Source organism: Bradyrhizobium sp. LHD-71, assembly GCF_031157255.1.
Lineage (GTDB): Bacteria > Pseudomonadota > Alphaproteobacteria > Rhizobiales > Xanthobacteraceae > P52-10.
The window spans coordinates 209,040-223,711 of record NZ_JAVIFX010000005.1; the positions used below are offsets into that span (position 1 = coordinate 209,040).

Below are 14,672 nucleotides of genomic sequence, written 5' to 3' on the forward strand. Positions count from 1 at the left end.
GTTTATTCCTTGCGGGAGTTGCGCCTCGTCAGATGCAGATTGCCGTAAGTGTCGACGTGAAGCCGCCAGCCGGTCGGCACTGCCGTGGCGGTGGTGGACTCGAAGATCATGGCCGGTCCATCCAGTTCTGCGCCGACGGGCAGCTCCGACCGCTCATAGGTGCCCCACTGCTCGGCGCCGTTCAGCCGCACAGTACGGGGACGCGGCGTGGGCTTGGCGACGGTTCGGGCCGGCTCCGGCAGTACGCCCTCGCGTGGCATCGCTGCTTCCAGGCGGTAGTTCACGATCTCCACATCCTGTTCGCGGAAGGAATAGCCGTAGCGGGAGCTGTGCGCGGCATGGAAGGCCTCGGCAATGGCACCCGGTCCCCGGCGCCCGAGCTCAGTTGGGTCCACTGCCACGGTCAATTCGAAGCCTTGGCCGATGTAGCGCGCATCGACAAGCATGCTGAGAACGAGGAGGTCGGTCGTTACGCCGAAACCTTGAAATTCAGATCGGGCATGGACCGCGAGCGCGTCGAAGACGGCGGTGATCGCCGCAGAGTCCAGGCTGGCAAGCTTCCGCCCAGGATCCGCTTGCGTGTAATCCAGGCGGATCTCGGAAACGGTAAGGCCATAGGCGGAGAAGATGCCGGGGTTTGGCGGCACGACGACACTTTCGATCTCCATCACCTCAGCGACGCTCGCGGCAAAGATGGCGCCGCCCCCTCCATAGGGCAAAATCGCGAAGTCGCGCGGGTCCCGTCCGCGCTGCACGGTCGTTTGCCGGACGGCTTGGGCGATGTTGACGATGGCGATGCGAAAGACGCTGAGCGCCAACTCCTCCGCCGACATGTTGAGGCGAGCGGCGAGCGGCCCGGAGGCCCGGACCGAGAGAGCAGGATCGATATGCATCTCGCCACCCAGGAAGCGGGCCGGATCGACCAACCCGAGGATGACAAGCGCGTCAGTGAGCGTAAAGTCGGCGCCCTCGCGGGCGTAGCACGCGGGACCGGGCTGCGCGCCCGCGCTCTGCGGACCAACGTGCAGCATACCGCCATCGTCGATCCAAGCGATGGAGCCACCGCCCGCGCCGATGGTGGTTATATCCATCATCCGGATATTGATCGGATGTCCGTCGATCCTGTATTCGGCCAAGCCCTTTGAGGCCATCATCGCTTGGAAGTCTGCGATCAGGGCGATGTCGCAGGAGGTTCCGCCGATATCCATCGTCAGCAGATTGCCGATGCCGCAGTGTCGAGCAATGAAGGAGGCTCCAGCCACGCCTGCTGCTGGGCCAGAGAGAAACATGCGCACGGGGAGGCGGGCGGCTACCTCTGCCGGCAGAACGCCGCCGTTCGACTGCATGATCATCAGGTCGCGCCGGTAGCCTTGCGAAAGCAGCGCATCCTGCATGCGCGTCACATAGCGCCGGATAACAGGTCTAACGTAGGCGTTGATGACTGTGGTCGAGGTGCGTTCGTATTCCCGAAATTCAGGTGTGATGACCGAGGAGAGCGAGACATCGAGATCAGCGAAGGTTGCCTCGATAAGCTCCCGCGCTCTGTGCTCATGGGCTGGGTTACGGTAAGCGTGTAGGAAGCTGACGGCAATGGAAGTGGCGCCGCGCTCTTCCACCGCCCGGCGCACGCTCGCGACCAGCGCCTTTTCGTCAAGCGGCTGTACGATGCGGCCGTCGGCATCCAGCCTTTCAGGAATGCCATAGATGGCCTCGCGCTCGACGAGAGGCGGGGAACGGCGATAGAACTGGTCGTATATCCGAGTCTTCTCCTGCCTCCCGATCAGCAGCACATCCTCAAAGCCCTTCGTGGTGAGTAGGGCGACGCGCACGCCCTTTCGTTCGATGAGGCTGTTGGTCGCGACTGTGGAGCCGTGCAGAACCTCCTCGACTTCACCCCAGGCGACGCCGGTCTTCTCCAAGAGTTTGCGCACGCCATTGAGCGCGCCCTCGCTCGGGTCCCAGGGCGTCGAACTCACCTTCAATGTGGTCGGCGTCTGACCGTCGCGTAGCAGGATCAGGTCCGTGAATGTCCCGCCGATCTCGATGCCGATCCTCATGCATTTCGTCCGGAAAGTTCAGTTACGCCGCGCGCCGGTCGAGCCAGTCCCGGAAGCGATACCAATTACCGACAATCGGAAGCATCCACGGATGGCCGGTGTAAAGCAGTCGAGTGGGAAAGCCGCGGCCGTCGAAGACGGGAACGCGGTTGCTCTTGCCCAAGATCTTCTTGCCGACCTCCGCGCCCAGATAGGACAGGATAGCCACCCCCGAGCCGTTGCAAGCCATCGCATAATGCAGGCCTTTCTGCGTAACGCCCATATGGGGTAGATAGTCGAACGCGAAGGCGGTATTGCCGGTCCATGCATGGGTGACGCGCACGTCCTTCAACTGCGGCCAGCGTGCAAGCATCATGCGATAGAGGAGCGGGGTCGAGACATCCGGCGTGACCTGGGTGAAGCGGGCCCGGCCACCGTAGATCACGCGTCTATTGTCGTGCGAGAGTCGATAGTAGCATAGGATCCGGCAACTATCGGCGATGGTTCGGCCCTTGGGGATCAGTTTCTTGGCGAGATCGGGATCGATCTCCTCCGTCGCGATGATGTGCGAGGCGACAGGAATCAGGCGTCGTCTGAGGTCGGGGGTCAGGCTGCCAGTGTAGCCATTGGTGGCTATCACCACCTCACGCGCCTCGATGGAGCCGCGTGTGGTTTCGACGCGCCAACCCGAGGCGATACGCGTAAGTCGGTCGGCCCGTGTCCGACCGATCAGAGTCGCGCCATGACGTCGCGCCGCATTCATTAGGCCGCGGTGATAGAGCGCGGGATGCAGCTTGCCCGTGCGGTTCACCACCATACCTCCATAGTAGAAGTCGGACGCCATCTCCTCGTGCTGGCGTTCGCGTGGCAGCATAGAGGCATCCGCCCCGGCAAAATCGTTTAGCGCATCGAGCTTCGAGGCCATGCCGTCGTAATGCTTCGGCGTCCAGGCGCCAACGAAGCGCCCGGTACGCTCGTAGTGGCAATTGATGCCCTCGCGCTCAATGACGGATTCTATATGCGCGAGGCCTTCCGAGGCATCTCCCATGACAGCGCGAAGCCATTCCCGTGCCTCGGCGGGGCTGCTGCGGGCTTTCGCTCCGGACAGGCCCTTGCCCACGCTGTTGCCGCCCGAGACGCCGCCGCCGTTGCGTGTGGAGGCGCCGAAGCCGAGATCCTCCGCGTCAAGTACGACAGCCCGGGCGCTGCCGCGACCGAGTTCGATCGCGCAGTTCAGCCCCGTCAGTCCACCGCCGACAATGACGACGTCGGCCTTCGTTGGAAGATCGATCGGCTCATCCTGCCCCATCTTTATTGCTTCCCACCAAAACGGGCGGGCCTTGAAATTGGGATGAAAGATTGCGGGGTCCATGCTGTCCTCAAGACGCAGCGGAGTGGGTGCTGCGGCGCAGCCGATCAGCGAAGAAGACATAGAGCAGAGGCCGCTGTGTCATGGCTTGCCCATGCCGCCGTGCGTCGCCATTGACCGTCGGTTGATCAATCGAAGGCATGAATAGCTCACGAGTGAAGATGCCTTAGGCGAATGTTTGGGCTTGTCGCTCAGGGCAGTCAAAGGCATTCTCGATCTGAGATCATTACCAAAAGTTATGATGATCACGTATCGCCAGCTCGAAGCGTTTCGCGCAATCATGATCCACGGCTCCGTAACGGCAGCGGCGGAACGTCTCCGCATCTCTCAGCCGGCGGTGAGCAAGACCCTCGCGGGACTCGAGCGCGAAATCGGTTACGCACTATTCACACGCATCAAGCGTCGGCTGGCACCAACGAGAGAAGCGCGGTTGCTCGAGTCCGAGGTGACGCGATTTTACCACAACCTGGAGCGGGTGACCGAAGTAGCTCGCGAGATCCGCGAGCGCGAGCTTGGTGACTTGCTGATCCATTCAACGTCGGCGCTCGGTCGTTCAGTGTTGCCCGACGTAATCGCGATGTTCATGAAACGGCACGCCAAGGTGCGCATTGCTTTTCATGTCCGCAGTTCGAGCTACATCAACCAGAAGATGGTCGACCAGCAGATCGATCTCGGTTTCTCGATGATGCCGTTCGAGCACCCTTCGATCGTTTCCGAAGAGCTGAGTAGCGCCGCCGCCGTCTGCGTCGTGCCGGACGGCCACCGGCTGGCGCGCCGCAAAGTGATCCGGCCGGCGGATCTGCGCGGCGAGAGATTCCTGTCGTTCCCGCTCGACGGTCGCATGCGCCACCTGATCGACGCCGCCTTTGAGCAGGAACGGATAGAGAGGCGACTGGATATCGATGTCTATTCCTCGGCCGATGCCTGCGCGCTGGCAGCCCGCGGGCTCGGCGTTTCGATCGTCGATCCCTTCACAGCGCGCGACCACATGAACGAAGGGGTCATAATGGTGCCGTTCGAGCCTAGAATCCGCTATCTCTTCCGCGCCATGCGACCACGCTATCGCAAGCCGTCGCGGCTCGCCGATGAGTTTCTTGATTCGGTGAAGGCCTATCTCAAGGCAAAAGGCTGGGCGTGAGGTGTCGGTACTGGGTGACGCCGAAGTTGGCCCTAACGATCCGCGCCGAGTCCGGCAAGCTGTTCCTGTGGGGACAGGACAGGCCGAGTACCAGCTGTTCGCTGAGAGCGAAGGCAGCTTCTTCATCTTCATGTACCTCACCAACGCGCAGACCGTGTTCGTGCGCAACGCGGACGGAAAGGCGGATCGATTGCTCTGGCAGTAGGCCCACAAGCCATACTCTTGCCGCCGGGTTGCCTACCCACTGAAGCCTCGAACGCGGTAGAATGGACTTATCTCACGCCTCGCCGGCGGCTACGAATTCGGCGACGGCGCTGCCGACCATCGCGACCTCGCGAACTCCGGCCACGCCGATTGCAACGCCCTTGGTAACAGGATCTTCGGAGTTTTTGGCGATGACATTTGCAAGAAAACCAAGAATCGCCGGGATCTGGAATATCTCAAGCAGGATCTGCGCGGCACGTTGGGCGCCTGTGGCCTCGTCCCAGCCTTGAGCTGTCGCCACCGCGTTCCAGCATCCCCAACCGGTGACAGCCCCAGAGTCGAGCATCACGCCAAGATTGATTTGGTTGCCCAGAGTGCTCACGAGTTCCTCCGGTACAGACGCGGTCCAGGCGGTCGGATTTCCGTCCAGTCGCTGCGCACTCCACGTCATCCCGTATCCTTCCCGGGCAGCATAACGTTGGCGTACAGGTAGAATTGAAAACCCCGCTTTTGGCGGGGGTCTTCTTAATGGGCTCTATTCCTGCTGGCCAGCGCATTATCCGGCCGCACGCTGCCGCCTCTTAGTTGCTGCAATAGAGATAATAGCAAGGGCAGACAAATAGAGTGCGACACCAAGAACAGGCATCACGTATATAGCGGCGACCAATTCGCAAGTCCCGTCTTGACAGGTGCCGAGATAACCCAAATGCGCAAGAGCCATTCCGATAGCGAGCGCTATGCCCAACGAAACGAACAGCACGGCTGTTATCGATAGAGCGCGCAGAATGGAAATCAACATGCGTCATCTTTCGAGTTTGTCGGTTAGATCCAGCGTGCAGCGAAAAGGTGGCGAGAGATCGACGACCAAACCGCTTCAGCAGAGTTTTTCATTGCTGGCGTCGTCCGGTTGACGCGAATAGCGCGAACTCGCACTCGCCGACGAGATAGCGGAGACCTCCTGGGCGGTCCTCGGTCGGGTGCAGATCGAACTTTTCGGCATCCACGCGCGGGCCCGATCGAGGTCCTTCGCTGGCAACTGGATTGCCCCCTTCGCATGCCAAGCATCGTTCGCTCCTCCTGCAAATCAGTGAAATTCCTCCGGCGTGGTGGGGGAGGGCTTTTCGATTTCCCGTCGGCGGTCGCGGTAGATCCAGACTTTGCTTCCCCGAAATCTAGGGGCGGTGAGAAAACGCAAGATGTGGTCATTTATGTCGCGGGAGGAGACTCACGACTATTTCCACCAGTTGGTCATTTCGACGAACAACACCACATTGCGACCACGGTCGCCATGGCTATGAGGGTAATCCGCATAGGGGACAAGGGCGCTCCGGTGGCGCCTTGGCGGACAAACAAGTACGCGACGTTGGAGCATCCACGAACGCTTCGAAGGTGATGCGTGTGGTGTCGATCTTGCAATCTTGCAAAAGAGCTTAGCCGACTAAATCGAAATGAATTGCAGTCCATCGTGGTCGAATCCGGCGCCTCCAGACACCGGTGCGCTTCATGTCGGAGAAATTGCGCACGAGCCCAACTCAATGCCGTCGGCACTGGATCGGTCAGCATAATCTGCTTGATGAGGTCTTCGGCGAGGAGATCGCGCTGCACTCGCGATTGGCGGTCGGCATGTGCTCGCTATCCGCTGCTCTGCGGGACATTGGAAAAATCAATGCAATCCACTCCTCGTTGTGAGCAGGTCGCTCCCTTCTCCATGGGCGTAACGAAACATCGCCACATCATCGTGATGAACAAGCCACGAGACAGAATTGTTGGTGGTGCGATGGGACTTCATCGTTCCCGATCCTGAATTCTCTCCCATACTTGGTTCTGGTTTTGACGCGCATCGCCTCTGTCGTTTCCCGATCGATCACGATCCTGAACGGGTTCAATGACCGTCGCTCGTCCGAACGAGTGACCCTGCTCGAGGTGCTGAGCAATCCGCTCCTGGGCCGCATTCAAGATGCTGGCGCGCACCCGCTGGTTCTCCGGGAATGCGCGTTCCAGGGCCTTCTCGATGATCACCATTTGCGATTGGGCCGCGACCAGGTCGCGATCCCGCGCGGCAGCCTGTCGGTCTGCGGAACGAAATTTCGCCGCCGTCACCCGCCATTGGTTCCGCGGCACCTGCCGCCGCTCGTTACGCGATTTGCCACTGGCCGCATCGATTACCTTGATCTCTTTTTGAACATGCTCGACGCCGTCCCGGCGCACGTGAATGCGGTCGCCTGGTCTTGCGTTGCTGTCGGCGGTGGCCCTTTCCAACCCGACACCCCAGAGCTGATGACGCCGTCCATCGTCGAGCTCGACGGTGAGATAGGCTGAACGTTCGGCATCTACTCGGTTGCGGTAAGGCGCCTGACCGACCTCGATCAGGCGTCCGGATACGCCCGCATCGTAGTCGAACCTCGCGGAATGGCCACTGTTGACCGGAGCCGATCGGTCGTGAGCTTCCGGATTCCGCGGACGGGTTCTCTCCCACACCTCTCGCCGGGCCGCAAGCGCCTGCCGCTCGAGCTCGGTCGGCTCGTAGCCTTGCACCTCCATTCCGTGCGCGCTGGCCTCGAGCCATGCCTCGCGCCGGAATTGTTTGGAGCCGCGAACATGAAGGGCCTGCCAATGTCGATGCTGCGCAACGCTGACCATGTCGCGGATCACTTCGACAGCCGCCAGACGGGTGACGAGGCGGTCTTCTTGGGCCTTGAAGGCGAGATATTCGCCCCGCTCGTCGGCATACAGATTCGTCTCCTGGCCGATTTGATTCTTTCCGACCTCTTCCGCGACAACGTAGTACTTGCGGCGGATACGCTCGGGGAAGGCATCGTCCTTCGTTGCCGACGGCGCCGTGTCGATCGGCGCAGCATTGGTCGACCGAGCCTCGTCGTGACTGTCCCTTCCGGAAGCGCGCTCGGTGCGGTCCCGCCGCTCAATGGTGAACTCATCTCGATCGTCACGCATGTCGTTCATGTTGCTGTCCGTTCCGCTTCCGGCTCGACCGCCGCGCCGGGGCGATGGCCTGGGCATCGATGTGGTTCAGGGTCCAGGCTTTCATGTCCTCTTCGGAGAGCCCTTCGAGATCCACGTCCACGTCGGCGAAATCGAACGTGGCGTTGGTGGGGATTGTCGCCGGGTCGGCGACTTCCTCGTCACTCATCGGTCGCTTCCGGAATACGGCGCGCAGCTCCGCGACTTCAGAGCGAAGCTGCTTGATATCGGCGTCAAGCAGCGCGTTCGAGCGGCCCTTGGGCAATTTCGGGGTTGGCGGCGGCAACACGCGCGGCACGAACGCCGTGTCTTTGTAGTACACGATCTTCTCAGCGATGATCGGCGGAATGCCAGTCCCTAAGATGAACGCTTTGGATTTCGGAAGCAGCTTCAGCTCTTGCGGCAGCATGAGGGCGCGGCGGTGCTCAGAGACCGTTTCGCTGATCGCACGCATCGCCAGCCCCTTCGGGCCGCTGCGGCTCCGCGCCTTCACAGTGTCGTACCCGAAGCGCTCCGAGAGCTCATTCGCCACGTCCTGTTCCTTCGGGGCAAACACCACCTCGACGGCATGGTTGGTCATGATGTTCTTGGCGACGTCGATTCCGTAGACCGCACGGAGCTGAGCTGGGCTCTGAATGACGGTGAGCAGGCGAATGCCGTAGCCAGCGACAAAGGCGACAGATTTGGCCAGCACATTGACGTTGCCAAGTGCTGGAAATTCGTCGAGCAATAAGAGGACCTTCCGGTTGAGCTTCGGATTGTGTTCCGGTAGTTCACGCGTGTTGAGGTCGACCACCTGCTGGAAGAACAGGTTGAGCAGTGGCGCCATGCGGTCGAGATTGTCGGGAGTCACGCCGAGGTAAATCGACATCGGTCGTTGCCGTAGCAGCCGCAGATCGAAATCGTTGGTCGCCGTCGCGGCGTCGATCCGCGGGTTGAGCCACAAGCCTAAGCGCGCGGTCACCGTCTTACGCACCGAGTTCATGGTATTCTCGGATGCGGCAAGGAAATCACTCAGCGCAGTGACGCAATGCCGGGAAAGGGGCGAGGGACTGGACTTGCGCGCGGCGACGATCTTGTCGAAATGCGCCTTCAGGTCATGGGCCGAAGAGAGCTGATGCAGGATCTCGCCGATGGTGAAGGGAAGGCCTGGCGTCTCGGCCACATAGCCGCCGATGGCCACGAAGGCTGAGCGCGCGGCTTCGAACCAGAACGGATCGCCGCGGCTCTCGGCCGGAAACAGCATCACGGCGATCCGTTGCAGATCATCGTATAAGTCAACCGGATCATTGCGCACATAGCCGAGGGGATTATAGCGGGCGGTTCGGCCATTTTCGTCGAGCGGATCGAACAGATAGACGTCCTGGCCATGCGCAGCGCGGAAGCCGGAGGAGCGATCCCAGTTCTCCCTCTTCACGTCCAGAACGACAACCGAGCCGGCCCAATTGAGAAGATTTGGGATGACATAGCCCACGCCTTTGCCGGAGCGGGTCGGAGCGTAGACCAGGACGTGCTCTGATCCTCCGAAGCAGAGCACAGCGCCGTCTTTGCGGCCGAGCAGCAGGCCTTCCGGAGAACGCAGCCCCGCCGCCTTGATCTCCCGCTCGGAGGCGAAACGGGCGCTTCCGTGCAGGGCCGGAGGCCGATGACGGAGCATAACCCCGAGCATTCCAAAAGAGACGATAAGCCCCGCGAACGTCGAGAGCGTCAGCCAGCGATCGAAGCGCGGGTCGGCGCCATAGTGCGGCCAGCCAGTGATGATCTCGGACCAATGGAAGCCGCCATCGTGGAGCCGAAGCCCGAGCAGCAGAACGTTCGAGGCGACCAATAGAAAGAGCGCGCTGGCGCCGAGCACGAGCGCTGCGCCAAAGACCGCCCTAGCGGGCGTGGTCGCGCTTGCGAACGGGGTCATAGTCAATTTCCGTGATCCGGTAGCGGCCCTCGCGCTTTTGCATCTGGATAACGACATCGACCAGAAGGAAAAGGAGCGAGCGGATGTCGTCGCGATGAAGATCGCGACCCTCGGTGCTTTCCTTCACCAACAGCGTGAGTTGTTCGAAAGCGAGCCGGGCACTGTCGGCATGCACCGTGGTGATCGAGCCCGGATGTCCGGAATTCACGTTCCTCAGGTAAAAGAAGGCGGTCCCGTCCCGCAGTTCCTGGAGCAGAATGCGATCAGGCCGCATGCGCAAGCAGGACTCGAGGAGCTCGCGCGGCCCGACTTTGGCAAGACCCTGCCCGTCCTTGGCATAGAGCAGCCGCACGCAGTTCTGATGCGGGACTGCGAGCTCGGCGGTGTCCTCGATGGTGATCAGCCGCTCATGCGCAGGGATTGCGGCAATCAACGCCTTGGACAGCGTCGTCTTGCCCGAGCCGGTCGCACCCGAAATGAGGATGTTGCGACGGGTCAAAACGGCGAGCTCAAGGAACGCGCGCCAGGCGCCGGCGTCCTTCAACGCCAGCAGCCGATCTTCGTCGGCCGATAGATCGTCGCTGGCGGCGCGGACGTCGTCGAGGAGTTTGGCGCGCTCCAGGGCCTCGAGCGTTATCGTCAGCATCGATGGCTTGCGAATCGTCAGGCTTATCGTACCCGCTGGTACAGCCGGCGGGACCACGATCTGGCAGCGTTCTTCGCCGATCAGGGTTGTCGATACGACCGGACAGTCCGGACCGATGTCTTGGCGAGTATAGCCGGCGGCCGCCGTCGCCAGATGCAGCAGGTGGTCCCGCGTCAGAGTTGCTGCTTCATGGCGCGTCCAGCCCTTTGGGCCTTCCACGAAAACCTCGCCCGGCCGGTTGACGACGATCTCGGTGAGCGTTTGATCCGCGAGATAGGGCGAGAGCGGCTCGAGATAGCGCTCGAGGACAAGGCGGCTGCCATCGCGTTCAACGCGTGCAAGACTGGTCATGGCTTCGTCACCACGGCGGGGCCGTAATCACGCCCGGAACGGTCCGGTCAAAAATCTGCGTGCGCGTCTCGACGCGCCGAAGCCGATAGACGGAGGAGAAATCGAGATCGCGGGCAATAAAAATATTGACAAGCTCGCCCTGGTTCTTGTTCAGCGTCGGCGGAATATCGATTGACCGCTCGACAGCGACGCTGGCAGCCGTGTTCGTCGCTCCGGTCGTATTGTTGACCTGGATGTCGCCGTCCTGCAGCTGCTGACGCCCATAGGCGGACCCGTCGCCGACGATCGAAAGCAGGAGCGCTGCCCCGAAGCGTTCAAAGAAGTGCGTATCGATGTCGCCATCGAATCCGGCGCGGCCAAGCGCATCGGTCGCTGGCGAGGCCAGCGCGACGATCACGCCCGTCGGTGTTTTCGCCCGCGTCCACAACACGAACATGCGCTTGGTGCTGCGCCGCACATTGCCGCGATATTCGCCGACGATCTGCGTGCCCTTTTCCATCAAGACGACGTTGCCAGAATCCGACATGACGTCACGCAAGACGACGCACGAGACGAAGCCCGCGACGTCTGATGACATGGCAGTCTCCAGCGCACATGGGATGGAGGTCCCCTGGGTGACCACGAGGTTGCGGTTCGGCAGGCGCGCCGCGCGCACTCCCTCGAGCGCCGTGGCCTTCAGCTTGTCGGCCAATTCGTTACGTGGCTCCGGCCTCTCGAACCCATACGGGTCGGGCCTGACCTCGCCGGTGACCGCGTCGTGTGCGGGGTGTGCGGGCCGGCCCGGCCGATTGTAGGCAAGGACCGGAGCCCGCCGCGCGCTTTCCAATAGCTTATCCGTCGCCGGCATGGGGACCGCTGGTGTGACGGCCGGAGGTGCGGCCGGAAGGGACGCGGTGGTGATCGGCGCGGGAGGTGGCTCCGTGGCGGGCTCGAAGGCGGCCGCCTGGCGAATCACGAGCTTGCGCGAGGCATCATTCGTCGGTTTTTCGCCTTTCCACGTGCCCCAGATGATCAGGGCGGCGAACGCGATGAGCGCGAGTGCGCCGAATGCGCGCTTGAGCATCACCTTTCGAGCATCGTCTCCTGCTCCCGTCACAGGCGTGATGCCGCGCTCCTCGGCAAGCGCCTCGTTGTGGACCTCGCTCATCTCATTCTCCCTCAGCGCCGCTTGGTGGATGGTGGCCGCGCCTTTGGCAACCGCGCGATCGAAGGGCTGGTCGTATTGGTACCCGGGTTGACCCCGACCGCGTCGAAGGCCTCGTTGGTGATGCAGAGGACGTCGCTCCCCTTGCGCAGCCGGAACCCCTTGGCGGTCGCATGGACGACTACGAGTTCGCCGCGCACGTCTTTCGGCACCAGGCTTTCGGAACCATCCGAATTGATGAGATAGATTGCGGGAAGTTCGCGATTTCCCGCGAAGCGGAACGTCGTCTCCTTGCCGTCGTCGAACACGGATTCCGGTTCGAGATCGATCGTGCCCTGGGCCGAAAAGCGCCAGTTGCGCGCGCCGTAGGCATGATGCAGGTCAAAAGTCTGGTCGATCAGAGCCCCCTCGCGCTCGGCCCCACGGGCGGCAGCCTCGGCACGCCGACGCTCCATGTCGTCACCCGGATAAGCGAAGCGCACGACGAAGTAGCTGTCGGCCAACGAACTCTCGGTGATAGACAGCTCGAACTGGTAGGAGCGCTTACGCCCGTCAACGCGGGTGGTGATAACCTGCAGATTGGTTGGCGGATGTTTTTCGCGCGGTTTGAGGAAGAGGATTGATCCTGCGGGCGCGATCTCCCAAGCGACCGAGTCCCCGATCGCGACATGGGCAACCTCTTCATCGTCGGCAAACACGACCTGCGTCGAGGCTCGGATCACGCCGTTGACCTTGACGACATTGGTCGGATCGTAGGCCACGTTTCGCACCCGCGTGTCGCGCTGGCCCGGCGATGGTTGTTGTAGAGCGAGGACCGGTCCGGCAAAGCCGACCGCCAGCATCAGGAAGAGGAGAGCGACGCGTTTCATGGTACGACCTCCGGATCAGCCCGGTACTCCGAGACCAGGAACCCGAGAGGGTTGGTCAGCCGATCGGCGGAGGACATCGGCGCATTCGTGTAGGAAAACGTGAGCGTCGCGACCCAATGGGTCACGTGCATCTCCTCGCCCTTCCGGCTCTCCTTGAGAAAGCGAACAGAGGCGACATTGTCGGTCAAGAGGGAGATCGCCTTGATGCGCACGGTGGCGACGCCGAAGCGGCCGTGAAGAACTTGCGGGCTCTCGGGATTGGAGCCGCGATACCACGCTGCGAAACGGCCTTGTTCGGGCTGCGTTGAGAGCAGTGAAATCGTGCGGAAATTGGTTTCCGCTTCCGGATAGCTGTAACCCTCGCGGGCGCGGACGTAGCGGCCGAGAAAGTACTTCGTGACCGCCTCGTCGTAGCGTGACGGTGTCGACTTGAGCGCCGAGACGGTCTCGACGATGCCGGTGGCGTTGTCGACCCGGATCACGAAGGGCTCGACCGTCTTGAGCGGCGCCAGCGCCGCGACAGCACTGAGCGAAGCAACCGCCAGTGCGCAGGCGCCCGCCGCCACGAACCAGGCTATGCGCCTCGAGCGATGGGCCGACAGCAGGAGATCCTGCTCCCATCGACGCGCATTGTCGAAATACGCTTTCAGGTCGCCCTGCCGAACCACCCTCACGTCTCCTTGCCACAGGGGGGATAGGAGGCGGCGATGTCGATCTGGCGGCTCGAGTCCCGGCTGGCGGCAACTGAATCTGGCGGCAAGGTCGAACCGGCATCGCCTTTGCGGATGACCGGTGGGGACGGAGGGGGCGGCGCTTCACGCCCGGCCAGCGGCGTCCCGGACTCCCAATCCCACAAGGAGCGATTGAGCGGCCGGCGCGCCATGCCGTCACAGGACGGCGGCGCATTTGACCAGCTTGCACAGCCGCCGAGCAGCAGTGTGATCACGCCCATGATTGACAGTTGACGCCACATTCTTCACCCCCGTTCGTCTCTTGCGTTTTTTTATGTCTCAATATCTCTGCTCGGAGCCGTCTAAGACGTCCTGCTTGCACGTCGCATGCTGCCCCCCTGGCGACTCGCGTTCATCGCTGCCATGGCGCGGCCCGCCGACCAGCGAGCGCCGGCATAGGCGCCTCCTGCCGCCGCCGCGGCGTTGGCGACGAGTGCATTGGTGACCAAGCGGCTCGCCAGAGAGGCGCCGCCGCCAGCGAGCCCGCCGGCGATGGTCGGCAACTGAAGCGCGATATAACCGGAGAGCCCGAGCACCGCGCTGATGGCGACTGCGCCGACCAGCATTTCACCGGCTGTTGCCGCGTTCGCTCCAAATTTGTCGATGAAGCCGCTGACCGTGGTGAGCATCAGCCCAACCAACGCAACCACGAGAATGAGGAGAATCACAAAATTAGCGACTTGACGAAGCCAGGCTTCGGCAAACGGACGCGTTGCTTCGAACAACGCCAGCGCGATGAAGATCGGCCCCAACGCAATGACGACGCCAAGTCCGATCTTGGCATAAAGCAAGATTGCAAATTGCAGAAAGGAGCCGATGGCGACAAAGACCAGGAGAATTGCCGCGATCATTGCCGGTGCAATCTTGGTGAGGCCGGCCTGATCATAAATTCTATTGGCGACTTCGATCCCTTTCGACAGCAGTTGATCAAAGGGAACGCCGGAATTGGTATTCAGACCCGAGCCGGCCAACGCGTTGCCAATCTCCTTGGGCAGAGAGTCGAAGAACAAGCCGGTGACATACTGCTGGAACGTGCCGGCATTTGTCGCGAGCACAACAATGAGCACGATGCGCATCGCCCGCCAGGCGAATTCCATGATCGGCTCGGAAATCGCGCCTCGCATGACCGCAAAGCCGTAGAGGACCACGTACAGCATCACAGCGAGGCGAAGCGGACCGTCGACATAGGACGCGAGGTTCGACACCGAGGTCGAGACGAACGTCGTGATCGGCTGCTCGAATTCCCTTAAGAAGCTGTCGAAGACGTTGACGGTCACGGCCATTGGAGCGATT

Annotated in this window: 13 protein-coding genes; 2 read left to right on the plus strand and 11 right to left on the minus strand. The window is 61.8% G+C overall.

Features of this window, described 5'->3' with window-relative positions; genetic code table 11:
• Positions 1 to 2 precede the first annotated feature (2 nt).
• Positions 3 to 2,057 (minus strand): hydantoinase/oxoprolinase family protein, encoded by a 2,055-nt coding sequence (locus tag RCO31_RS07340; protein WP_308967593.1) that lies wholly within the window; start codon positions 2,055 to 2,057, stop codon positions 3 to 5.
• 22 nt (positions 2,058 to 2,079) lie between these two features.
• Complete coding sequence (locus tag RCO31_RS07345) at positions 2,080 to 3,408, minus strand: FAD-binding oxidoreductase (protein WP_308967594.1); 1,329 nt, start codon at positions 3,406 to 3,408, stop codon at positions 2,080 to 2,082.
• Positions 3,409 to 3,646: 238 nt separating this feature from the next.
• Between RCO31_RS07345 and RCO31_RS07350 the strand changes: the two genes are divergently transcribed.
• Positions 3,647 to 4,543, plus strand: a complete 897-nt coding sequence (locus tag RCO31_RS07350; RefSeq protein WP_308967595.1) for a LysR substrate-binding domain-containing protein — start codon at positions 3,647 to 3,649, stop codon at positions 4,541 to 4,543.
• Positions 4,544 to 4,610: 67 nt separating this feature from the next.
• Entirely contained in the window at positions 4,611 to 4,748 is a 138-nt protein-coding gene (locus tag RCO31_RS07355; protein WP_308967596.1) for a hypothetical protein, read from the plus strand.
• A 72-nt stretch (positions 4,749 to 4,820) separates the two neighbouring features.
• Here RCO31_RS07355 and RCO31_RS07360 read toward each other — a convergent pair whose 3' ends face one another.
• The 9 genes from RCO31_RS07360 to RCO31_RS07400 form a co-directional block, all read right to left on the minus strand.
• Entirely contained in the window at positions 4,821 to 5,129 is a 309-nt protein-coding gene (locus RCO31_RS07360) for a hypothetical protein (protein WP_308967597.1), read from the minus strand.
• Positions 5,130 to 6,532: 1,403 nt separating this feature from the next.
• A complete protein-coding gene (locus RCO31_RS07365) occupies positions 6,533 to 7,708 on the minus strand; it encodes an LPD7 domain-containing protein (RefSeq protein WP_308967598.1) in 1,176 nt (391 codons plus the stop codon).
• Positions 7,692 to 9,638, minus strand: coding sequence for a type IV secretory system conjugative DNA transfer family protein (locus RCO31_RS07370; protein ID WP_308967599.1), 1,947 nt, complete (start codon positions 9,636 to 9,638; stop codon positions 7,692 to 7,694). Before RCO31_RS07370 ends, RCO31_RS07365 begins: the two co-directional genes overlap by 17 nt.
• On the minus strand, positions 9,604 to 10,635 hold the full coding sequence (gene virB11 / locus RCO31_RS07375) for a P-type DNA transfer ATPase VirB11 (protein ID WP_308967600.1): 1,032 nt from the start codon (positions 10,633 to 10,635) through the stop codon (positions 9,604 to 9,606). The genes RCO31_RS07370 and virB11 overlap by 35 nt, the downstream gene beginning before the upstream one ends.
• Before the next feature lie 7 nt (positions 10,636 to 10,642).
• Complete coding sequence (gene virB10 / locus RCO31_RS07380; protein WP_308967601.1) at positions 10,643 to 11,782, minus strand: type IV secretion system protein VirB10; 1,140 nt, start codon at positions 11,780 to 11,782, stop codon at positions 10,643 to 10,645.
• A gap of 11 nt (positions 11,783 to 11,793) precedes the next feature.
• Positions 11,794 to 12,648, minus strand: coding sequence for a P-type conjugative transfer protein VirB9 (gene virB9, locus RCO31_RS07385; protein ID WP_308967602.1), 855 nt, complete (start codon positions 12,646 to 12,648; stop codon positions 11,794 to 11,796).
• A complete protein-coding gene (locus RCO31_RS07390) occupies positions 12,645 to 13,316 on the minus strand; it encodes a virB8 family protein (RefSeq protein ID WP_308967603.1) in 672 nt (223 codons plus the stop codon). The genes virB9 and RCO31_RS07390 overlap by 4 nt, the downstream gene beginning before the upstream one ends.
• Positions 13,317 to 13,318: 2 nt before the next feature.
• Positions 13,319 to 13,621, minus strand: a complete 303-nt coding sequence (locus tag RCO31_RS07395) for a type IV secretion pathway protein (protein WP_308967605.1) — start codon at positions 13,619 to 13,621, stop codon at positions 13,319 to 13,321.
• A gap of 60 nt (positions 13,622 to 13,681) precedes the next feature.
• Positions 13,682 to 14,662: a type IV secretion system protein gene (locus tag RCO31_RS07400; protein WP_308967606.1), complete on the minus strand. Its 981-nt coding sequence runs from the start codon at positions 14,660 to 14,662 to the stop codon at positions 13,682 to 13,684.
• Positions 14,663 to 14,672 lie beyond the last annotated feature (10 nt).